Consider the following 19,750-nt stretch of genomic DNA (forward strand, 5'->3'; position numbering starts at 1 on the left):
CGCTTGGCATCGGGTTGCCTATACTTGTATAGTGTTGTCTATAATAACGAGGCCGCTTGCATGAGCAACCTGTTTTTTGCCGCCGCGCTGTTGCCCCAGGGATGGGCGGACAACGTCGTCGTCGCGCTGGACGACCGGGGCCGCATCGCCGCCATCGCCGCCGACGCCCCTTGCCCGCCGGGCGCGGAGCGGTTCGACGGGGCCGCCGTCGCGGGAATCGCCAATCTGCATTCGCACGCCCACCAGCGGGCCATCGCCGGGATGGGCGAAGCCTCGGGCGAGGGCGCCGACAGTTTTTGGAGCTGGCGCGACGTCATGTACCGCGCGCTCGACCGCATGACGCCGGAGGATTTTGAGGCGGTCGCCGCTCAGCTTTATATAGAGACGCTGAAGGCGGGCTTCACGGCGGTCGCCGAATTCCATTATCTGCACCATGACCGCGACGGCAGCCCCTACGCCGATCCGGCGGAGATGAGCCACCGCGCCGTCGCCGCCGCCCGCGCGGTCGGCCTGCCGATCACCCTGCTGCCGGTGCTCTACGCCGCCTCGGGCTTCGGCGGAACCGCCCCCACCCACGGCCAGCGCCGCTTCATCCATGACGGCGACGGGTTCCAGCGGCTGACCGGAGCGTTGCGGCGGGCCTACGGCGCGGACGACGACGTTCGGTTGGGCATCGCCCCCCATTCGCTGCGCGCCGTGCCGGAAAGCCTGTTGGCCGAGACGCTCGCCGCCCACCCGACCGGCCCGATCCACATCCACATCGCCGAACAGCGCAAGGAGGTGGAGGATTCCCTCGCCTACAGCGGACGCCGCCCGGTGGAATGGCTGTTGGAGCGCTGCGCGGTGGACGCCCGTTGGTGCCTGATCCACGCTACCCACATGACCGACGCGGAAACGCGCGGCGTGGCGGCGAGTGGCGCGGTGGCCGGTCTGTGCCCGACGACGGAGGCCAACCTTGGCGACGGTTTTTTCCCCGCCGAATCCTACATGGCGCAGGGCGGGCGCTGGGGCGTCGGCTCCGACAGCCACATTTCGGTCAGCCCGGTCGAGGATCTGCGCTGGCTGGAGTATGGCGCGCGGCTGACCAGCGGGCGGCGCACCGTGCTGGCGGGCGGCCCGCGCCGCGCCACCGCGCGGCGGCTGGTGGAGGACGCGCAGGCGGGGGGCGCGCAGGCCACCGGCTTTGACGCCGGGCGGATCGCCGTCGGCTCGCGCGCCGACATCGTGGTTCTGGATTCCGATCACCCGCTGCTCGCCGCCCGCCGGGGCGACGCGTGGCTCGACAGTTGGATTTTCTCCGGCAACGCCGGGCTGGCGCGCGACGTGATCGTCGGCGGGCGGGCCATCATCCGCGACCGCCGCCACCCGCGCGAAGATGAAATCGCCGAACGCTTCAAAAACACCTTGGGGAGACTTTTGGGATGAGCGACACCGTGCCGACCACCGACACCACCATCACCCTGGTTCCGGGCGCGCTGTCGCTCGACACGCTGCGCGCGATTTATCACGGGCGGCCCACCCTGACGTTCGATCCGGCGGCCTACCCGCGCATGGCCCAATCGCGCGCCCTGATCGACAAGATCGCCGGCGGGACGGAGGCGGTGTATGGCGTGAACACGGGCTTCGGCAAGCTGGCCCACACCCACATCGCCGCCAGCGATCTGGAAAAGCTTCAGCGCAACCTGATCCTGTCGCACGCCACCGGCGTCGGCCAGCCCTTGGCCGACGAGGTCGTCCGCCTGATCCTGGTCATCAAGGCGGTCAGTCTGGCCGTCGGCGCCTCGGGCATCCGGCCCGAACTGGTCGACGCCCTGCTGAAACTGCACGCCGCCGACGTCCTGCCGCTCATCCCCGGCAAGGGATCGGTCGGCGCCTCGGGCGATCTGGCTCCGCTGGCCCATCTGTGCGGCGTGCTGCTTGGCATCGGTCATGTCCGCGTCAACGGCCAAATCCTTCCCGCCGAAGAGGGCCTGCGCGTCGCCGGTCTGCCGCAGTTCGAGTTGAAAGCCAAGGAGGGCTTGGCGCTCATCAACGGCACCCAGGTCTCCACCGGGCTGGCGCTGGCCGGGCTGTTCCAGATCGAGCGTGATTTCAACGCCGCCCTGGTCGCGGGCGCGCTGTCGGTCGAGGCGGTCAAGGGCAGCCATCGCCCGTTCGACGCCCGCATCAGCGCCCTGCGCGGCCAGCCGGGCCAGATCGCCGTCGCCGCCCTGTTCCGCGACGCGCTGACCGGCAGCCCGCTGAACGCCAGCCATCAGGGGCCGGATTGCCACCGCGTGCAGGATCCCTATTCGCTGCGCTGCCAGCCGCAGGTGATGGGCGCGGTGCTCGACCAGATGCGCCAGGCCGCCCGCACCCTGGTGATCGAGGCGAACGGCGTCACCGACAACCCGCTGGTGCTGGTGGACACCGGCGAGGTGCTGTCCGGCGGCAATTTCCACGCGGAGCCGGTGGCGATGGCCGCCGACCAGCTCGCCATCGCCGCGTCGGAGATCGGCGCGCTGTCGGAACGCCGCATCGCCATGCTGATCGACACCACCATCAGCGGCCTGCCGCCCTTCCTGGTGGCCGAGCCGGGGCTGAATTCCGGCTTCATGATCGCCCATGTGACGGCGGCGGCGCTGGCCTCGGAAAACAAGACCCACGCCCACCCGGCCAGCGTGGACAGCCTGCCGACCTCCGCCAACCAGGAGGATCATGTCAGCATGGCGACCTTCGCGGCGCGGCGGCTGGGCGACATCGCGGGCAACGTCGCCGACATCGTCGGCATAGAGCTTTTGGCCGCGATTCAAGGGTTGGAGTTCCACCGCCCGCTCGCCACCTCGCCCACGCTGGAGCGCGCCATCGCCACGGTGCGCGCCGTCGTGCCGCGTTACGAGGTGGATCGCTACTTCGCCCCCGATCTGGCGGCCATCGGCGCCATGGTGCGCGACGGCGCGTTGGACGGCGTGATGCCCGCGTCGCTGGAGGCGTGATGGAGCCGATGTTCGACCTGATCCGGGGCGATGGGCCGCTGGTCATCAGCATGCCCCATTGCGGCACGGCGCTGTCGCCGGGGCTGGCGGAGCGGCTGACGCCGGAGGCGCTGACCCTGCGGGACACCGATTGGCACATCCCCCAGCTTTACGCCTTCGCCGAAAGGCTGGGAGCGACGCGGCTCAGCGCGCGCTTTTCGCGCTGCGTCGTCGATCTCAACCGCCCGCCGGACGGGGCCAGCCTCTACCCCGGACAGGCGACCACCGGCCTGTGCCCCGACACGCTGTTCGACGGGCAACCGCTCTACAAGGACGGACAGGCCCCGGACGCGGCGGAGATCGCCGAGCGGGTCGCGCGTTATTGGCGGCCCTATCACGACGCGCTGGCGGCGGAGCTGGCGCAGGCGAAGGCCCGCCACGGCTTCGCCCTGCTCTACGACGCCCATTCGATCCGCAGCCGCGTGCCGCGCCTGTTCGACGGGCGTCTGCCCGACCTCAACCTCGGCACGGCGCGCGGAACCAGCGCCGCGCCCGACCTGATCGCCGCCGTGGTGGCGACGATGGAGCGGGCGACGGCGGCGGAGGGTTTGACCTGCGTCGCCGACGGGCGGTTCGTCGGCGGCCACATCACCCGTTTCTACGGACGACCGGCGGACGACGTCCACGCCCTGCAAATGGAGCTGGCGCAAGACCAATATATGGACGAGGACGCCCCGCCCTTCGCCTACCGCCCCGACCGGGCGGAACGGCTGCAACGGGTGTTGCGCCCGCTTTTGGAAACGCTGGCGGGGTGGCGGCCCGACGCCTAAACCAACGCCTCCAACCGCAAGGGCAGGCGTTGGCCGAGCCACGCCGCGTGGGTGGTGTGGTCGGCCAGATCGTCGCCAGTCGCCGGGTGAATCAGCACGTCGAGACCGCCGTGGTTCAGCATCAGCCACGGCGTCACCCGCGCGAACTCCTCGGGCGCGAAGGAGACTTGATACATGCTGGCGGTGTGGGGGCCGACCAGCGCGTCGTGCCAGCGGCCCAACCGCACGGCGAAGCGCGCCCCCAGCCCCTCCCGTAAGGCGGCGGCCTCCGCCTTCGTCTCGGGCCGGTAATAGACGTGGGCGTGGTATTCGGCGATCCGCGCGGGATCGGCGCTTGGCGGCGGCGTCACGGTCATTCCCCAACCCGCGCGAGGAAGGCGGCGAACTCCTCCGCCGTGGCGTAAGCCGCTTGCGCGCCGCGCTTGGTGATCGAATCGGCGGCGTAGCGCGCCGCTGTGCGCAGGGCCGCCGGAACGTCGCCGCTCTCGGCGAAGACCCGCGCGAAGGCGCCGATGAAGGCGTCGCCCGCCCCGGTGGTGTCCACCGGCGTCACCGGCACGGGGTCGATCAGGGTCGCCGTCTGCGCCGTCACCAGCAGCGCGCCGCGCGCGCCCAGCGTGACGATGACACAGCGCACGCCGCGCGCGATCAACAGCCGGGCCGCCGCCTCCGCGTCCGCCGGGCTGTTGACCGAACAGCCGGTCAAGCTGGCCAACTCGGTTTCGTTCGGCACAAAGAAGCGGACGCCCGCCAGACGCGCCGGGTCCAGATCGCTGCGGGCGGGGGCCGGGTTCAGCAGAACCGGAACGCCATGGGCCACGCCAAAGGCGATGGCGTGATAGACGGTGTCCAGCGGCACTTCCAATTGCAGGACGATCAGGCGGCAGTCCTTCAGATCCGCCGCCGCCGCGTCGATGTCGGCGGGGCGCAGATGGTCGTTCGCCCCCTTGGCGATGACGATGCGGTTTTCCCCCGACGGCTCCACCAGGATCGTCGCCACGCCGCTCGCCACGCCCGCCACGCGCCCGACATGACGCGTGTCCACCCCGGCGCGGGCGAGCGCCGCGAGCGTCGCGTCGCCGAATCCGTCATCCCCCAGCTTGGCGACGAACAGCGCGTGCGCCCCCAGCTTGGCCGCCGCCACCGCCTGGTTGGCCCCCTTGCCGCCGCCGCCCTGGCTGAAGGACACCCCCTCCACCGTTTCGCCGCGTTCCGGCACGCGGGACACATAGGCGACGAGGTCGGTCATGCTGCTGCCGATGACGGCGATCTTGGGCCGGGTCATGCTCTCTCCTCAAACACGCGGGCAGGACGACGACGATAGCAAGCGCGCGCGCCGAGCCAAACGAAAAGGCTCCGCCCCTTGCGGGACGGAGCCATTCCATGTCGAGAACGCTTGCTGATTCGGCGTTAGCTGCCGATGCGGCCGCCGTCGGTGCGGCGCACGGCGACGACCGCCGGGCGCGGAACGCTGCCGGTCGGCCACACGCTGGTCCGGCGCAGCTTGCTGTTGGTGGCGGAACGGTCAACCACCGCGCCATCTTCGCCCGGATGCTGGACGGCGCAGAAGAAAGTGGTGTCGTCCGGCGACAGCAGCGGGCCGCAGATCTCGCATTCCGCCGGACCGACGAGGAAGCGCTTGACCTGACGCGGGAAGCCCCCGGCGGTGGACGTCACCAGAACCTGATCGTTGCAGGTCGGCGTCGTCGGCGCGGTGCCGTCGGTGGCGATGAACAGGTTGCCGGTGCTGTCAAAGGCGATGTTGTCGGGCGCGCCAAAGGCCGGACCCTGGAAGGTCGGCACGCCGTTCCACACCACGCTGGTGTTGGTCCCCGCCGCCGCCGACGGGTTGCCCGCCAGCAGGAAGATGGTCCAGGCGAAGCGCGTGGCCGCCATGTCGTTGTCGGCCTCGGTGATCTCCAGAATATGACCCGAAATGTTGCTGGCGCGCGGGTTCGCCGCGTTCGGCGCGGTGGTCCCGGTCGCCGTGCGGTTGCTGTTGTTGGTCATCACCATGTAGACTTTGCCGTTGCCCTGCCAATTGGCGTCGCGCGGGGCCTCGATGTCCTCCGGGCGGTCCATCGGGGTGGCGCCCAGGACGGCGGCGGCCTCGCGGGCGCGGATCAGCACGTCGGCCTGGTTGCGGAATTTGCCCGGCGACAGCAGGTTGAGCGTGGCGAAATCCAGCGGCAACCAAGTTCCCGTGCCGTTGTCGCTGAATTTGGCGACGTACAGCACGCCCTCGTCGAGCAACGTGTCGTTGGCGGCGCGGTTGGCGGCGTTGTAACGACCGTTCGAGACATACTTGTAGGCGTATTGGAAACGCTCGTCGTCGCCGGTGTAGACGACCAGACGATTGCTGGCGTTCAGCACGCTCTGGGCGGCCTCATGCTTGAAGCGGCCCAGCGCCGTGCGCTTCTTCGGGCGGGCGCCAGGGGTGTAGGGATCGATTTCGACGACCCAACCAAAGCGGAATGGCTCCTTGACGCCTTCGGCCTTCGACAGGTCGAAGCGGCTGTCATAAGCCTCCCAGAACAAGGTGAAATCGGTCGAGGTCGCGGGCGTCGCCGCGTTGTTCATCGACGACCAGGACGCGTGCAGCGTCTTCAAGGTCGCGTCGGTGACGGCGGAGCGGTTGTTGAAATAGCCGTCCCAATTCTCTTCGCAGGTCAGATAGGTGCCCCACGGGGTCAGGCCGCCCGCGCAATTGGCGAAGGTGCCCTTGATCAGCACGCCCGTCGGATCGGCGGGGGTCTGCAACAGCGTGTCGCCGCGCGCCGGGCCGGTGACGTCCATCAGGGTGGTGGCGGTGACGCGGCGGTTGTAGGCCGAATTGACGTTCGGCACCCAATTGCCGTTGATCATGTTGATCTCGACCACCGAGACGCCGACCGACTCCATCTGCGTTTCGACATGGTTGCGCGTCGGCAGGGTGCGCGGGGCCAGCGTGGCGTCGCGGCTGACCGGGATCGGGTAATCGGCGAACTGGCCGACGCCGGTCGCGTATTCGTGGTTGACCGCCATCAGATAGGACGGGTGCGAGAAGCGGCCGCCAAGCTTCGGCTGCGCGCCGTAGGGCAGCGGGAACAGGGCGACCATGTCGTTGTTGAAGCCAAAGCGGCGGGCCTGTTCCGCCGGGGTCTGGGCGTTCAGGTCAAACGGCGCCATGCCGGCAAACAGCGGGTCGCCCCACTGGATCACCACCTGCGACTTGTAGCCCGGCGGAACCGTGACGGTGTCGGCCTTGGTCACGCCCAACGACTCGAAGGTCAGGGCGGCGGGCGCGGCCTTGGCCTCGCCCGAGAAGCCGGTCAGCGTCGCCGGAACCGAGGCGGCGGCCCCCGCCAGCGCCAGCCCCTTCAACAGCGAACGGCGCTCCAGATGGCGTTCGGCGATGCGGGCGAAGGTCAGGCTTTCATCAACGCCGCGCGCGGCCAGCGACGCCTGGTCATAAGCGTCGGTGTCGGCGTCTTGCGGCAGAGCTTGCGGCGTGTCGTGCGACGTCATGGAACAATACCCCTGTGGAGGCAACCGATCAGGTTGCGCTTTGATGCCGTGTCTGCGCCGTACCTGCCTGATTGTCTTTAAAGTTTTATGTCAAACCGATGAAATTGTTCGTCGGCGCATCTTTCCAATTTCCGCAACAAAATACTCACGTTTGCGTCATCACCCTCGCCTATAAGCCAGTCGAATTTCCGCCCGCCGTCCGATCGGTCGCCGGGCGACACGACAGACAAAAGAGAGACGGGTCATGACGACGAACGCGGGCCGCAACACGGCCATTTCGGCGGCGCTGGGCGCCCTTCTGGCCTTGGCCGCGCCGGTCGAATCGGGCGCGGCGGAAGCCCAAGGCGCCTATGTCCGCGCCGACATCGGCGGTTCCTTCGCCCGCTCGCCCGGTGGCAGCGTCGCCGGCGGCAATGGTTTTTCCGGCGATCTCGGCAAGTCGGCGGTGTTCGAACTGGGCGCGGGCTACCAGCTCCCCTACAATCTGCGGGCCGAGCTGACCGCCGGGTATCGCCCCAACTTCGCCGTCCGGTCGCGCGAGTCGCTGAGCGGGATCCCGCTGTCCGCCGACGCCAAGCTGCGGACCTGGACCGTGATGGCCAACGCCTATTACGACATCGACACCGGAACCGCCTTCACCCCCTATGTCGGGGCGGGCGCCGGGGTGGCCTTCAACCGGCTGAACACCGTCACCTATCGGCTGGGCGCGGCGGAATTCCAGGAAAGCGGCAAGAACACCAGCCGCTTCGCCTGGTCGGTGATGGCGGGCGGCGCCTACGCCGTCACCAGCGCGATCAAGCTCGATCTTGGCTACCGCTATCTCGACGCCGGGCGCTTTGAAACCAGCGGAAACACCACCAACGGCCCGGTCACGCCGGTGAAGGGCGACGTCCGCAGCCATGAAATCAAACTCGGCCTGCGCTACGCCTTCTGACGCGGTGCAGCATTTTGGCAACATCCGGGAAGCCTGATTGTGTCAGGAATTCCCGGACAGCGCAGGAAGCCGTTGAACGGAAGGTGCTTTTCCCGGATTGTTGGGTATCGCCGCAACTGTTTTGACGGCGGCGCCCGACCGGCCTTGACGACAAGGCCGTCGCGGAGAAAAGGATCGACCACGAGATGCATGACGCCAGCGAGCGGCCGCGCCGCCCCGACGACCACCCCAGCCACCGGCCTTTGCCGACCGGCTGTTTCCGGGTGCAGCGGCCCATTCGCTTTTCCCACAGCGACCCCGCCGGAATCGTCTATTTTCCGGTCTATTTCGACATGTTCAACGGCGCGGTGGAAGACTGGTTCACCCAAGGGCTGAACATCGACTACGCCAGCATGATCCTGGACCGGCGGCTGGGGTTGCCCATCGTCCACGCCGAATGCGATTTTCTGGCCCCCAGCCGGATGGGCGACACGCTGACGCTGGGCGTTTTGATCGAGCGGCTGGGGCGCAGTTCCCTGCAACTGCGCATCAACGGCGAGGTGGACGGGCAAGTCCGCCTGTCGGGCAGCCTGACGGTGGTGACGACCTCGTTGGATGATTTCGCCTCGATGCCGATCCCCGACGACATCCGCAGCGCGATGGAACTCTATCAGGCCCGCTGCGAGTCGTAGCCCGCGTCACAAGCCGATGAAGGGCTGCATCAGCCGCCCCATCAGGCCGGTGAAGCGCAGCGGCGCGTCGGTGGCGATCAGGCACAGGCACTCCTCATGGCCGTCGGCGATGGGCTGGTGACGCACCTCGTCGTCGGCCTCAGCGACGTCGCCCGCGACGTAGCGGCCCAGCTCGTCGGTGAAGGATCCCGACAGAACCACCGTCAATTCCAGCCCGCCATGCCCATGATGGGGCAAGGCGGTTCCCGGCGCGATGCGCAGCAGTTGCGCCGACCCGCCGCGCGGCGTGCGCGGCAGCAGCTCCACCCGCCGCACGCCCGGCGCCAACCGCTGCCAGGGCGCCGCCGCCAGCGAGCCGACGTAGGGGCGCAACAGACTTGGCGTCCTGGATTCGCCCGGCGGGACAAAGTGGCGGCTGGGCGGACGGCGCTCTGGGCGCGCCGCGTCCAGGCAGGCCAGGGTGTCGGCCAGCGTCAAGCGTTCCAGCGGTTCCGGCGGCAACGCCTCCAGCAGCGCTCCGCCGACGGCGTCGATGTCGGCCAGCGCCGCGCGGCACTCCGGGCATGAGGCGAGATGGAGCGCCAGCGCCAGCGACAGGCCTTCGCCCAAACTGCCCGCCCCATAGCCGACCAGCAGCGCGTCGCTGGGGTGATGCTTCGGGTGGTGTCCGGTCTTGCAGGCTCCGGTCATGGCTCGTCTCCCAGCGCCTTGCGGATCTTGCCCATGGCAAGGCGCAGGCGCGACTTCACAGTGCCCAAGGGCAGGTTCAGGCGCTCGGCGATCACCGGATGCGCCAAATCGGCGAAAAAGGACAAATGCACCACCTGCGCCTGCTCCGGCGTCAGGTCGCTGAGCGCGCCGCGCAGGCGCTTGGCCCGCTGGGCGCCGTCCAACAGCGCGTCGGCGCGGGGGCGGTCATCCTCATGTTCGGCCAGCGCGTCGTCCGACACTTCGGGGTGGCGTTCGCGGCGCAGGGCGTCGATCCGCAAATTGCGGGCGATGGTGAAGACCCAGGTCGCGGCTTCGGCCTTGGCCGGGTCGAACAGTTCGGCCTTGCGCCAGACCGCCAGCATCGTGTCCTGCGCCAGATCCTTCGCCCGCTGCGGCGGCGCGCCCAGCTTCAGCATGTAGGATTTCACCCGTGGGGCGAAATGGGCGAACAGGCGGGCGAAGGCGGCGCGGTCACGCACAGTCGCCACCGCCAGCAGGGCGCGCGACATCTCATCGGTCGGTTCCAACGGATCCCGCTCGGTCATGGACGGTGAAGAAAGGGGGGCAAGGCCACGCATAGCCCCCTTTACGCGACGACCGCCGCGTCGGATCACCGTCCGAACGCCCGATCAGGGTGTTTCCCTATTGGAGCAGGAAAGCGCCGTCGGCGGTGATCCAGCCGCCGCCCTTGGGCGTAAACCTAATTGTTCCGCACCCGAACAGGGGCTTATCGCCAATGACCAGCGCCGACATTCTGCCGATCCGTTCTGTCCACACCTCTCCATCCCAACCCCAATCCGTCGCCGTCATTGGTTCCGGAATCGCCGGGCTGTCGGCGGCGTGGCTGCTGTCCAAGGCGCACCGCGTCACCCTGTTCGAGAAGGAAGACCGCCCCGGCGGCCACGCCAACACGGTGGACACCGACCTCTGCGGCCCGGTGGACACCGGATTCATCGTCTACAACGCGCCGAGTTACCCGAATCTGGTCGCCCTGTTCGATCATCTGGGCGTGGCGACGCGCCCCACCGACATGAGCTTCGCCGCTTCGCTCGACGGCGGGCGGATCGAGTATGCGGGAAGCTCGCTTGGCACCCTGTTCGCGCAGAAAAGCAACCTTCTGCGCCCGCGCTTCTGGCGGATGCTGCGCGATTTGGTGCGCTTTTACCGCGACGCGCCCAAGCAGTTGAGCGCGCCGGACGCCGAAAACCTGACCTTGGGCGAATTGCTGGACCGGGGCGGCTATTCCGACGCCTTCGTCCGCGACCATCTGTTGCCGATGGCCGCCGCGATCTGGTCCACCCCGGCGGAATCGATGCGCGATCACCCAGCCGCCGCCTTCGTCCGCTTCTGCGAGAATCACGGGCTGCTGAAGATCACCGACCGCCCGATCTGGCGCACGGTGGAGGGCGGCAGCCGCGCCTATGTCAACCGCATCCTGGCCGACATGCCGAACGCCCTGCGCCTGAACAGCGCGGTGGAGTCCGTGTCGCGCGAGGGGGGCCGAGTGCGGATCCGCGACCGGCGCGGGGCGCTGCACGAGTTCGACCATGTGGTGATCGCCGCCCACGCCGATCAGGCGCTGGCCCTGCTCGACGACCCCAGCGGCGAGGAGCGCCGCCTGCTCGGCGCCTTCGGGTACGAGCGCAACCTCGCCATCCTGCACGAAGACGACACGCTGATGCCCAAGCGCCGGGCGGTGTGGTCAAGCTGGAATTACCTGTCGCAACCGCGTGTTCCGGGCGCGGGGCCAGAGGGCGACGCGGTGTGCGTCACCTATTGGATGAACCGGCTGCAAAGCTTCCTGCCGCCCGAACGCGACCTGTTCGTGACCCTGAATCCGATCCGCCCGCCGCGCGAGGGCAGCATTCTGCGCAGCTTCCTCTACGACCACCCGGTCTTCGGGATGGGGGCGCTCGCCGCGCAAAAGCAATTGTGGAGCCTGCAAGGCCAGCGCAACACCTGGTTCGCCGGATCCTATTTCGGCGCGGGCTTTCACGAGGACGGGGCGCAAGCCGGGCTGGCGGTGGCCGAGGCGCTGGGCGGGGTCCGCCGCCCCTGGTCGGTGGGGAATGAATCCGGTCGCATCCATCTCGGCCCCCATCCGCGCGCCGCCGCGCGCGAGGCCGCGTGATGGAACCGTTCGCCTCCGGCCTCTATGTCGGCGCGGTGACGCACCGCCGGGTCAAGCCGGTGGCGCACCGGCTGTCCTACCGGGTGTTCAGCCTGTTGATCGACCTGGACGAGTTGCCCCGCCTCGACGCCGCCTTTCGCCTGTTCGCCCACAACCGCTTCGGCTTGCTGGGCTTCCGCGACCGGGATTTCGGCGCGAAGGCCGACCAGCCGGGCGCGGAGTTGCCGCTGAAGGATTGGGCGGCGCGGCATCTGGAACGGGCCGGAATCGTCGCCGACGGGCCGATCCGCATCCTGTGCTTCCCCCGCGTTTTGGGCATGGTTTTCAACCCGCTCAGCGTCTGGTTCTGCCACCGGGCCGACGGCAGCCTCGCCGCCATCATCCACGAGGTGTCGAACACCTTCGGCCAGCGCCATTCCTATTTGATCCCCGCCGAAATCGGCGCCGATGGGCTGGTGCGGCAGAGCTGCGACAAGCGTTTTTACGTCTCCCCCTTCATGGACATGGAGACGGCCTATCATTTCCGCATCCGCCCGCCCGCCGACGATCTGCTGCTGGCGATCCGCCAGACCGACGCCGAGGGGCCGGTGCTGCACGCCACCCTGGCCGCCCGCCGGGTGGAGATCAGCGACGGCGCGCTGCTGCGCGCCTGGGCGCGCCATCCGCTGATGACGCTCAAAGTCGTGGCGGGCATCCATTGGGAGGCGCTGCGCCTGTGGCGCAAGGGCATGACCATCCGCCCGCGCCCCGACGCCCCCGCCGATCCCGTCACCATCGTGACGCCCGCTCTGGCGTCGCCAACCTCCCTGTCATCCGCCGCCCTTTCCCCCATCATCGCCCCCAGCAAGGGAATTCCCGCATGACCGACGTTGCAGCAACCGCCGTTCGTCCCTGGTGGCGGCGGCTGACGCCCGGCCGCGATCTGTGGACCAATCTGTTTTTGCGCGCCGCCTCCCGCATCCGCCATGGCAGCCTGACCATACGGCTGCCCGACGGGCGGTCGATGGAGTTCGGCAACCCGGCGGACGGCCCGCGCGCCGACCTGACGCTGGACGACCCGACGGCGGCCCGTCATCTGCTGTTGGGTGGCGACATCGGTCTGGCCGAGGCCTATGGCGATGGGCTGTGGCGCAGCTCCGACCTGCCCGCCTTGATCGAGCTTGGCATCCGCAACGAGGCCGAGTTGGGCAGCCAGATCCTGGCCTCAGCCGCCCTGGCCTTCGTCAACCGGCTGCACCACCGGCTGCACGACAACACACGCGGCGGCAGCCGCCGCAACATCGCGGCGCATTACGATCTGGGCAACCGCTTTTACCAACTGTGGCTTGACCCCGGCATGACCTATTCCTCCGCCCTGTATGAGCGGGCGGGGCAGAGCCTGGAGGACGCGCAAGACGCCAAGATCCGCCGCGTCGGCGACCTGTTGGAGCTGTCGCCGGGCCAGAGCGTGCTGGAAATCGGCTGCGGCTGGGGCGGCATGGCGGAGCATCTGACCCGCGCGCGCGGCGTCTCCGTCGTCGGGCTGACCCTGTCCACCGAACAGCTCGCCTTCGCGCAAGGGCGCTTGGCCGACAGCCCCGAATCTGGGATGGCGGAATTCCGTTTGCAGGATTACCGCGACGTGGAGGGCCAGTTCGACCGCATCGTCTCCATCGAAATGATCGAGGCGGTCGGCGAAGCCCATTGGCCGCGTTACTTCAGCACCCTGCGCGACCGGCTGACGCCCGGCGGCTGCGCCGTCGTCCAGGCGATCACCATCGAAGACAAACGTTTCCCCGGCTACCGGCGCGGCTGCGATTTCATCCAACGCCACATCTTCCCCGGCGGGATGCTGCCCTGCCCGTCGGCGATGCGGGAGCAGGCGGCGCAGGCCGGGTTGGTGATCGACCATGTCGAAACCTTCGGCTTCAGCTACGCCGAAACGCTGGCGGAATGGCGGCGGCGCTTCCTGGCGGCGTGGCCGCAGGCCGCCGCCCAGGGCTTCGACGAGCGGTTCGGGCGGCTGTGGGACTATTATCTGGCCTATTGCGAGGCCGGTTTCCGCGCCAAGACCATCGACGTCGGCCTCTGGCGCTTCCGGCGGCCATCATGAGCGTCCAAACATGACTGGCCCGCAATGACCAGCGGCGGGGCGTTGTCGGCGCGGCGGCTAGCGCTCTACGCGCTGCCCGCGCTGCCGCTGGCGCTTCCCACGATTCCGGTGGCGGTGCTGCTGCCCGCCCATTACGCCGAAACGCTGGGCCTTGGGTTGGGAAGCGTCGCCTTGGCGCTGACGGCGGCGCGGGCGCTCGACCTGTTGACCGACCCGCTGGTCGGCGCGCTCAGCGACCGCAGCGGGCGGCGCAAGCCATGGATCGCGCTGGGCGGGCTTCTGGCCGGGCTTGGCCTGCTGGCGCTGTTCAACCCGCCCGATCAGGCCGGGGCCGCCCATCTCTTCGGCTGGAGCCTGCTGCTCTATGTCGGGTGGAGCATGGTGCAAATCCCCTATCAGGCCTGGGGGGCGGAGTTGGCGACCGGCTATGACGCCCGCGCCCGCGTCAGCGGCGCGCGCGAAAGCGTCGGCGTGCTCGGCCTGATTCTGGCGGGCGCGGTTCCGGCGGGGGCGGCGGCGCTGGGCTTCAGCGCGGCGCAGGGCTTGAGCCTGCTGGCCATGGTCACGGTGGCGCTGGGCGCGCTCGCCCTGTCGGGCCTGCTGTGGGGCGTGGCGGAGGTTGGGCGGCCTGCCGGTGAAGGGCAACCACGCGCCTTCCCCTCTCTGCGGCCGATCCTGTCCAACCGCCCCTTTCTGCGGCTGCTCGCCGCCTGGATGGTCAATGGGCTGGCGACCGGGGTTCCGGCCACGCTGTTTCCCTTTTTCGTCGGCTCGGTCCTGATGGCGGGCGACGTCGCCAAGGGCGTCTTTCTGCTGGTCTATTTCCTGTCCGCCGTCGCCGCCGTGCCCTTGTGGCTGCGGCTGGCGGCGCGGGTGGAAAAGCACCGGGCCTGGTGCCTCGCCATGCTGACCGCCTGCGCCGCCTTCGCCCCGGTTCCCTGGCTGGGGGCGGGCGACCTGCTGGCCTTCGGGCTGGTCTGCGTCGTCACCGGGGCGGCGCTGGGCGCGGATTTGGCCCTGCCCCCGGCGATGCAGGCCGACGTCGTCGATTACGCCCGCTGGCGGGAGCGCGGGCCGCCCCGCGCCGGGCTGCTGTTCGCGCTGTGGACCATGGCGTCAAAGCTCGCGCTTGCGCTGTCGGTGGCGCTCGCCCTGCCGCTGGTCGCCGCCTTCGGCTTCGATCCGCGCGTCGCCACGCCGTCCGCGTCGGCGCTGTTGGCGGTGGGGGTGATCTACGCCGGGGTTCCCACCGTAGCCAAATTGATCGCGGTCGCGTTGGTCTGGGGCCACCCGTTGAGCCGCCGACGCCACGCCGCCATCCGCAACCGGCTGGATCGCCGGGCCACCGCCCAAGGATTGGACCCCGCATGCTGACCCGCCTGCTTCCATCGCGCCTTTTGCTGACCGCCGCCGCCCTGCTCTTCGCCTTGAACGGATGCTCGTCGATGAAGGTCCAGGATTTCGCCGACCAGAAACCCGTCCTCAAAATCGAAGAGTATTTCGCCGGGCGCACCAAGGCCTGGGGGATCTTCGAGGACCGTTTCGGCACGCTGCGCCGCAGCTTCACCGTCACGATTGACGGCGCGTGGGATGGGCGGGAGCTGATTTTGGACGAGAATTTCCTCTATTCCGACGGCGAGAAGGACCGCCGCGTCTGGCGCATCCTGAAAACCGCCGACGGTCGCTATGAGGGGCGGGCCGACGACGTGATCGGCACGGCCATCGGCGAATCGGCGGGCAACGCGCTGAGCTGGAATTACGAGCTGATGATGAAGGTCGGCGACGGCGCATGGCGTGTGCGCTTTGATGATTGGATGTGGCTGCAACCCGGCGGCGCCCTCATCAACCGGGCCAACGTCTACCGCTGGGGCCTGTGGATCGGCACCGTCAGCCTGTTCTTTCAGCCCGAGGGGCGCGGCGTCATTCCGACAAGCGCCCCGCCGCCGTTGAACCCATCGGCGGACAAACGCCAAGCCGCCGCTGGATGAGGCGCAGCGGCGCGCCCAGCAGCGGCAGCCGCGCGTAGACATGCTCGCCCGAGTCCCAATGGTCGATGTGCTCCGACACCCGGCCATCGGCGGCTTGCACGACCTCGCTGGTTCCGATGACGTCGAGGCGCCCGATCACCGGGAGCGTCGCCTCGAACCGCCAGCGCAGCAGCGCCAGATCCGGGGCGAACAGACGGTGCGTGACGGTGAACCGCAAATCGCCGCAGCCCGCCAGCGTGTGTTCCATCACCGCGCGCAGGGCGGCGCGCCCCCGCGCGTCGTTGAAGGGATCGCGGAAGCGCACGTCTTCCGTCGTCAGATCGGGCAGCCGATCCAGCGCGGCGGGGCTGAGTTCTTCGAAAAAGCGCACCCAGCCATCCAGACCGGCGCGGCGGGCGTCGTCGCTCATCCTGCCCCCGTGATTTTGCGGACCAAGGGAAAATACACGCCATAGGGCAGAAGGCGCAGCGCCTTCATGATCCGGGCGAAGCGTTTGGGAAAGATGATCTCGAAGGCCGATCCGCCAAGCCCCGCGACGATGCGCTCAGCGGCCTCCTCCGCGCCGATCAGGTCGGGCATGGGAAAGGGGTTGCGCGCGGTCAGCGGCGTGGCGACGAAGCCGGGGGAGATCAAATGCAGCCGGATCCCGGCGCGGTCGCAATCCAGCTTCAGCGATTCGCACAGATTGATGAGCGCCGCCTTGGTCGGCCCATAGGCCGCCGCCGTCGGCAGCCCGCTGTACCCAGCGACGGAGGCGACGACGGCGACCACGCCCCGGCCCCGCGCCCGCAGGCGCGGCAGAACGGCGTCCAGCCCATGGACGACGCCCATGTAATTGACCTCCATCAGCGTCCGCGCCGTGGCGGCGGCGTAATCGTCGAGCGACATCGGGATGTGGGTTCCGGCGTTCAGCACCACCTGATCGAGCGGGCCGTGCCGTTCCTCGATCGCCGCGACGCAGGCCGCCACCGCGCCCGCGTCGGTGACGTCGAGCGGGAAGGCGTGGATCCGCCCCGGCGCCAGCGCCGCCAACTCCGCCAAGGACTCGACGGAGCGGGCCGAGGCCGCCACCGTCGCGCCGTCGCGCGCCAACCGCAGGGCCAACGCCCGCCCGATGCCGCTGCCCGCCCCGGTGATCCAGACCAGCGGCGGCCTCACCTCAGGCGCGCTCATTGCGGACGCTCCGCCAATGCGGGATCGGGGCCGCAGCGTTGGCAGACATAGTCGATGGTCGAGCCGTCGCTCGCGGCGAAACGCAGGCCCGTCCAATGACCGGCGTCGTCGTACCAGACCGTCGCCCGCATCTCGCCGTCATAGGCGTAGCGGGTGGAGGGGCGGCTTTGCGCCCCGGTCGGCACGGAATCGCGCCCCTGGGCGGTCATGGTCACGCGGTTGATTTTGCCGGTGATGGTGTTCAGAACCTCGGTCGCGCCGATCACCCCCGGATTCCAATGATCGGTCGGAAACAGGCCGGGCGGCGCCTTGGCCACGCCGTCCGGCCCGGTGACGAGCAGGCTTTGGCCCTCGGCGCGGGCTGACACGCTGGTGACGGTTCCGTCATCGTCCGTGCGGCTGTCCAGCGCCGTCATCCGCCCGGCGGTCCATTGGCTGGTCGAGCGGTAATCGAAACGGTAGACGGGGATTCCCAGCAGGCGGACGACGATCCGGCTGGTCGCCGCCGCCTCCACCCCGTTGGCGGCGCGGCGCAGGGTGACGCGGTGCTCGCCGACCGGCGCGCCGTCGCGCCGGATCTCGAACCGATAGTCGTTTTCCGCCGGAAGCGGGGCGGACTGGGCGGGGAACGCCGCCAGCAGGGCGGCGGCCAAGGCGTGTCGCAAAAGGGCCGGGGGCGGCATCGCGCAATCCTCGTCGGGTGTCCACTGCCCATGGTTACGCCACCGGGACGATTGTGGATCACACCACCCGACCAAAGGCCGAGACGCGCCGCCTAAGCTCAGGCCCCAAGCTCAGGCGTTGAAGCTCAGGCGTTGAAGCTCAACAGGATCTCGCAGCGCCCGCCGTTGCGGACGGAGGAATGGACGTTGTTCGCCATCCGCCCGATCATGTAAGAGGCCAGACGCCGCATGCCGTCGTCGTCCTCCAGGATTTCATCCTCGGTCGGGCGGCTCTTTTCCATGGTCAGCGGCAGGCCGCTGTAGGTGACGGTGACGGAAAAGGTGAACTCGTCGAACAGGGTTTGCAATTCCAGCGGGCGCCGCCCGCCCGCCTCCGTCATCACCATGTCGTTCTGGCCCAGCAGGTCGAACACCTCCTGCAAGGCGAAGCGGACGCGGTGGATGGTTTCCGGCTCCGCCGCCCAAAGCTGGCCCTGCTCCGTCACCACCTCGGTCAATTGTTCGGGCGTCAGATGGGCGATGTCCAGCCGCACCCGGCTGCGGGTGCCGGTGCCGATGCGCAGGGTGGCGTTCAGCAGGATGACCAGCGTCACGCTGACCGTCAGCGGCGAGCCGACCCAGGGCTGAAGCCAGCCCGGCAGGGTTTCAAAGAAATGCGGATCGACCAACCGCCCCAAGCCAAAGGCCAACGCGATGCCCAGCACGAAGATCTTGCGCGAATCGAGCATGCGGGAGCTGATGACCTGGATGCCGTTCATCACCAGGAAACAGCCGCTGGACATCAACGCCGCGCCGATCACCGGCGGCGGCATGATGAGCAACGCGGTGGCGATCTTCGGTGAAAAGGACAGGCCGACCAGCAGCGTCCCCACGCCAAGGCCAATATACCGGCTGGTCGCCCCCGTCGCCACCGACAGGCCGACCGCGCCGGAGGTCGCCGCCTGCCCAACGCCGCCGATCAGACCGGCGAAGACGTTCGCCACGCCGTCGGCCAGAATGCCGCGCCCGATGTTGCCCATGTCCGGGCGCTTCCAATCCGCGTCGTTGGCCTTCTGCGCCGCCGTCACCGCCCCCACCGAATTCAAGGTCATCGCCAGCGCGGTGATGATGAAGGGCAGCAGCAGTTCGACGTCGAAGGCCAGCCCGAAGCTTCCCGGCTGGGGCATGGCCAGCAACGGAGCCTCCTCCAGATGCTGGATGTCGAGCGGGGCGAGCCAGCCCTCCGCCATGCCCAGCGCGTAGCCGAACACCACGCCGATCAACGAGCAATAGAGCCGCAACCGCTTGCCGCCCCAGACGTTGAAGCCGACGATCACCGCCAGCACCGGCAGGCCGACCGCCGCGAAGCGCAGATACTCGCCGTCCGCCTGCCCCATGCCGACCAGTTGGCGCACCGCCAGGATCATCACGGTCAGGCCGATCATGAAGACGACGAAACCGGCGATTTCCGTGGGAAACAGCGGCCTCAACCGATGAATGACGCGCGACAGCCCCATCACCAGCAGGCCGGAAAACAAACTCATGCCGAACAGCAGCGGCAAACCGCCCTTGGCCAGCGCCAAGGCGGCGGGCGGCAGCAGAATGGTGGTGGTGGTCGCCGGAACCATGAAGCCCGATCCCAGCCCGCCCCGCCCCAGACATTGCAGGATGGTGGCGACGCCCCCGGCGATCATGGTCAGGCTGACCAGACGGCTGCCCGCTTCGGTGTCGAGCTGCGCCATCCGGGCGATCGTCACCGACACCACCAGAAAGATCGCCACCAGGGCGAAATGCTGAAGCGACAGCAGGACCAGAGCCAAGGCGGGGGGCTTTTCATCGACCCAATAGGTGATCTCTGTCGGTCGCTTGGCCATGATGCTCGCTGTGCGGGATCAGTCGGAAGCACGCACGATAGGCGGTCCTCACCAACCTGCCAAGCCACCCGTCATCCCATTGACAGGCCGTTCACATTCCAGTCACACGACTTCAAACCCCAACCGCCGTTCAACCGGGCGTCGCAGCCTTCTCGCCGTCCTGGTTTGGACGCCCGCTCTGCGGAAATCGGTTTCGCCCTTTTTCCGACAGCTCGGCGCCCGA

19 protein-coding genes are annotated in these 19,750 nt (G+C 68.8%); 10 read left to right on the forward strand and 9 right to left on the reverse strand.

What is annotated here, in order from left to right:
* Positions 1 to 60: 60 nt before the first annotated feature.
* Genes D3877_RS12650 through hutG form a run of 3 tightly spaced genes read left to right on the forward strand, consistent with a single transcriptional unit; the run spans position 61 to position 3,784 of the window.
* A complete protein-coding gene (locus D3877_RS12650; protein ID WP_119831161.1) occupies positions 61 to 1,425 on the forward strand; it encodes a formimidoylglutamate deiminase in 1,365 nt (454 codons plus the stop codon).
* Positions 1,422 to 2,975, forward strand: coding sequence for a histidine ammonia-lyase (hutH, locus tag D3877_RS12655; RefSeq protein ID WP_119831162.1), 1,554 nt, complete (start codon positions 1,422 to 1,424; stop codon positions 2,973 to 2,975). Before D3877_RS12650 ends, hutH begins: the two co-directional genes overlap by 4 nt.
* On the forward strand, positions 2,975 to 3,784 hold the full coding sequence (gene hutG, locus D3877_RS12660) for an N-formylglutamate deformylase (protein WP_199720791.1): 810 nt from the start codon (positions 2,975 to 2,977) through the stop codon (positions 3,782 to 3,784). The genes hutH and hutG overlap by 1 nt, the downstream gene beginning before the upstream one ends.
* Here hutG and D3877_RS12665 read toward each other — a convergent pair.
* From D3877_RS12665 to D3877_RS12675, 3 genes are all read right to left on the reverse strand, one after another.
* Positions 3,781 to 4,140 carry a DOPA 4,5-dioxygenase family protein gene (locus D3877_RS12665; protein WP_119831164.1) on the reverse strand — a complete coding sequence of 120 codons (360 nt, stop codon included), beginning with the start codon at positions 4,138 to 4,140 and terminating at the stop codon, positions 3,781 to 3,783. The two genes, hutG and D3877_RS12665, sit on opposite strands and share 4 nt — an antisense overlap.
* Positions 4,137 to 5,069 carry a ribokinase gene (gene rbsK, locus D3877_RS12670; RefSeq protein ID WP_119831165.1) on the reverse strand — a complete coding sequence of 311 codons (933 nt, stop codon included), beginning with the start codon at positions 5,067 to 5,069 and terminating at the stop codon, positions 4,137 to 4,139. The genes D3877_RS12665 and rbsK overlap by 4 nt, the downstream gene beginning before the upstream one ends.
* Positions 5,070 to 5,194: 125 nt before the next feature.
* Positions 5,195 to 7,291, reverse strand: coding sequence for a PhoX family protein (locus D3877_RS12675; protein ID WP_119831166.1), 2,097 nt, complete (start codon positions 7,289 to 7,291; stop codon positions 5,195 to 5,197).
* Positions 7,292 to 7,535: 244 nt separating this feature from the next.
* Between D3877_RS12675 and D3877_RS12680 the strand changes: the two genes are divergently transcribed.
* Together D3877_RS12680 and D3877_RS12685 are read left to right on the forward strand one after the other, a co-directional pair.
* Entirely contained in the window at positions 7,536 to 8,225 is a 690-nt protein-coding gene (locus D3877_RS12680) for an outer membrane protein (RefSeq protein WP_119831167.1), read from the forward strand.
* 185 nt (positions 8,226 to 8,410) lie between these two features.
* Positions 8,411 to 8,896: an acyl-CoA thioesterase gene (locus D3877_RS12685; protein WP_119831168.1), complete on the forward strand. Its 486-nt coding sequence runs from the start codon at positions 8,411 to 8,413 to the stop codon at positions 8,894 to 8,896.
* Positions 8,897 to 8,902: 6 nt separating this feature from the next.
* Here the strand turns inward: D3877_RS12685 and D3877_RS12690 are convergent, their stop codons facing one another.
* Both D3877_RS12690 and D3877_RS12695 read right to left on the reverse strand, forming a co-directional pair.
* A complete protein-coding gene (locus D3877_RS12690; RefSeq protein WP_119831169.1) occupies positions 8,903 to 9,586 on the reverse strand; it encodes a ChrR family anti-sigma-E factor in 684 nt (227 codons plus the stop codon).
* Complete coding sequence (locus D3877_RS12695; RefSeq protein WP_238474871.1) at positions 9,583 to 10,134, reverse strand: sigma-70 family RNA polymerase sigma factor; 552 nt, start codon at positions 10,132 to 10,134, stop codon at positions 9,583 to 9,585. Before D3877_RS12695 ends, D3877_RS12690 begins: the two co-directional genes overlap by 4 nt.
* Before the next feature lie 209 nt (positions 10,135 to 10,343).
* Between D3877_RS12695 and D3877_RS12700 the strand changes: the two genes are divergently transcribed.
* Genes D3877_RS12700 through D3877_RS12720 form a run of 5 tightly spaced genes read left to right on the forward strand, consistent with a single transcriptional unit; the run spans position 10,344 to position 15,818 of the window.
* Positions 10,344 to 11,738 carry an NAD(P)/FAD-dependent oxidoreductase gene (locus tag D3877_RS12700; RefSeq protein ID WP_119831171.1) on the forward strand — a complete coding sequence of 465 codons (1,395 nt, stop codon included), beginning with the start codon at positions 10,344 to 10,346 and terminating at the stop codon, positions 11,736 to 11,738.
* Complete coding sequence (locus tag D3877_RS12705; RefSeq protein WP_119831172.1) at positions 11,738 to 12,601, forward strand: DUF1365 domain-containing protein; 864 nt, start codon at positions 11,738 to 11,740, stop codon at positions 12,599 to 12,601. The genes D3877_RS12700 and D3877_RS12705 overlap by 1 nt, the downstream gene beginning before the upstream one ends.
* A complete protein-coding gene (locus D3877_RS12710) occupies positions 12,598 to 13,830 on the forward strand; it encodes an SAM-dependent methyltransferase (protein WP_119831173.1) in 1,233 nt (410 codons plus the stop codon). The genes D3877_RS12705 and D3877_RS12710 overlap by 4 nt, the downstream gene beginning before the upstream one ends.
* A 24-nt stretch (positions 13,831 to 13,854) precedes the next feature.
* Positions 13,855 to 15,204 carry an MFS transporter gene (locus D3877_RS12715; RefSeq protein ID WP_119831174.1) on the forward strand — a complete coding sequence of 450 codons (1,350 nt, stop codon included), beginning with the start codon at positions 13,855 to 13,857 and terminating at the stop codon, positions 15,202 to 15,204.
* The gene (locus D3877_RS12720) at positions 15,198 to 15,818 is read left to right on the forward strand and encodes a DUF3833 domain-containing protein (RefSeq protein ID WP_119831175.1); all 621 of its coding nucleotides are present in this window, start codon (positions 15,198 to 15,200) and stop codon (positions 15,816 to 15,818) included. Before D3877_RS12715 ends, D3877_RS12720 begins: the two co-directional genes overlap by 7 nt.
* Here D3877_RS12720 and D3877_RS12725 read toward each other — a convergent pair.
* From D3877_RS12725 to D3877_RS12740, 4 genes are all read right to left on the reverse strand, one after another.
* Complete coding sequence (locus D3877_RS12725; RefSeq protein ID WP_119831176.1) at positions 15,751 to 16,227, reverse strand: nuclear transport factor 2 family protein; 477 nt, start codon at positions 16,225 to 16,227, stop codon at positions 15,751 to 15,753. The two genes, D3877_RS12720 and D3877_RS12725, sit on opposite strands and share 68 nt — an antisense overlap.
* Positions 16,224 to 16,991 (reverse strand): SDR family NAD(P)-dependent oxidoreductase, encoded by a 768-nt coding sequence (locus tag D3877_RS12730; RefSeq protein WP_119831177.1) that lies wholly within the window; start codon positions 16,989 to 16,991, stop codon positions 16,224 to 16,226. Before D3877_RS12730 ends, D3877_RS12725 begins: the two co-directional genes overlap by 4 nt.
* Positions 16,988 to 17,674 (reverse strand): DUF6134 family protein, encoded by a 687-nt coding sequence (locus D3877_RS12735; protein ID WP_119831178.1) that lies wholly within the window; start codon positions 17,672 to 17,674, stop codon positions 16,988 to 16,990. The genes D3877_RS12730 and D3877_RS12735 overlap by 4 nt, the downstream gene beginning before the upstream one ends.
* Before the next feature lie 125 nt (positions 17,675 to 17,799).
* Positions 17,800 to 19,527: a uracil-xanthine permease family protein gene (locus D3877_RS12740; protein ID WP_119831179.1), complete on the reverse strand. Its 1,728-nt coding sequence runs from the start codon at positions 19,525 to 19,527 to the stop codon at positions 17,800 to 17,802.
* Between the last annotated feature and the right edge of the window lie 223 nt (positions 19,528 to 19,750).

This window comes from Azospirillum cavernae, assembly GCF_003590795.1.
Lineage (GTDB): Bacteria > Pseudomonadota > Alphaproteobacteria > Azospirillales > Azospirillaceae > Azospirillum > Azospirillum cavernae.

Coding starts and splice junctions, on each gene's coding strand:
- D3877_RS12715 (WP_119831174.1), top strand. CDS start 13,855: ATGACCAGCGGCGGGGCGTTGTCGGCGCGGCGGCTAGCGCTCTACGCG.
- D3877_RS12685 (WP_119831168.1), top strand. CDS start 8,411: ATGCATGACGCCAGCGAGCGGCCGCGCCGCCCCGACGACCACCCCAGC.
- D3877_RS12700 (WP_119831171.1), top strand. CDS start 10,344: ATGACCAGCGCCGACATTCTGCCGATCCGTTCTGTCCACACCTCTCCA.
- hutG (WP_199720791.1), top strand. CDS start 2,975: ATGGAGCCGATGTTCGACCTGATCCGGGGCGATGGGCCGCTGGTCATC.
- D3877_RS12690 (WP_119831169.1), bottom strand. CDS start 9,586: ATGACCGGAGCCTGCAAGACCGGACACCACCCGAAGCATCACCCCAGC.
- D3877_RS12730 (WP_119831177.1), bottom strand. CDS start 16,991: ATGAGCGCGCCTGAGGTGAGGCCGCCGCTGGTCTGGATCACCGGGGCG.
- D3877_RS12680 (WP_119831167.1), top strand. CDS start 7,536: ATGACGACGAACGCGGGCCGCAACACGGCCATTTCGGCGGCGCTGGGC.
- D3877_RS12665 (WP_119831164.1), bottom strand. CDS start 4,140: ATGACCGTGACGCCGCCGCCAAGCGCCGATCCCGCGCGGATCGCCGAA.
- D3877_RS12675 (WP_119831166.1), bottom strand. CDS start 7,291: ATGACGTCGCACGACACGCCGCAAGCTCTGCCGCAAGACGCCGACACC.
- rbsK (WP_119831165.1), bottom strand. CDS start 5,069: ATGACCCGGCCCAAGATCGCCGTCATCGGCAGCAGCATGACCGACCTC.
- D3877_RS12650 (WP_119831161.1), top strand. CDS start 61: ATGAGCAACCTGTTTTTTGCCGCCGCGCTGTTGCCCCAGGGATGGGCG.
- D3877_RS12725 (WP_119831176.1), bottom strand. CDS start 16,227: ATGAGCGACGACGCCCGCCGCGCCGGTCTGGATGGCTGGGTGCGCTTT.
- D3877_RS12735 (WP_119831178.1), bottom strand. CDS start 17,674: ATGCCGCCCCCGGCCCTTTTGCGACACGCCTTGGCCGCCGCCCTGCTG.
- hutH (WP_119831162.1), top strand. CDS start 1,422: ATGAGCGACACCGTGCCGACCACCGACACCACCATCACCCTGGTTCCG.
- D3877_RS12710 (WP_119831173.1), top strand. CDS start 12,598: ATGACCGACGTTGCAGCAACCGCCGTTCGTCCCTGGTGGCGGCGGCTG.
- D3877_RS12705 (WP_119831172.1), top strand. CDS start 11,738: ATGGAACCGTTCGCCTCCGGCCTCTATGTCGGCGCGGTGACGCACCGC.
- D3877_RS12740 (WP_119831179.1), bottom strand. CDS start 19,527: ATGGCCAAGCGACCGACAGAGATCACCTATTGGGTCGATGAAAAGCCC.
- D3877_RS12720 (WP_119831175.1), top strand. CDS start 15,198: ATGCTGACCCGCCTGCTTCCATCGCGCCTTTTGCTGACCGCCGCCGCC.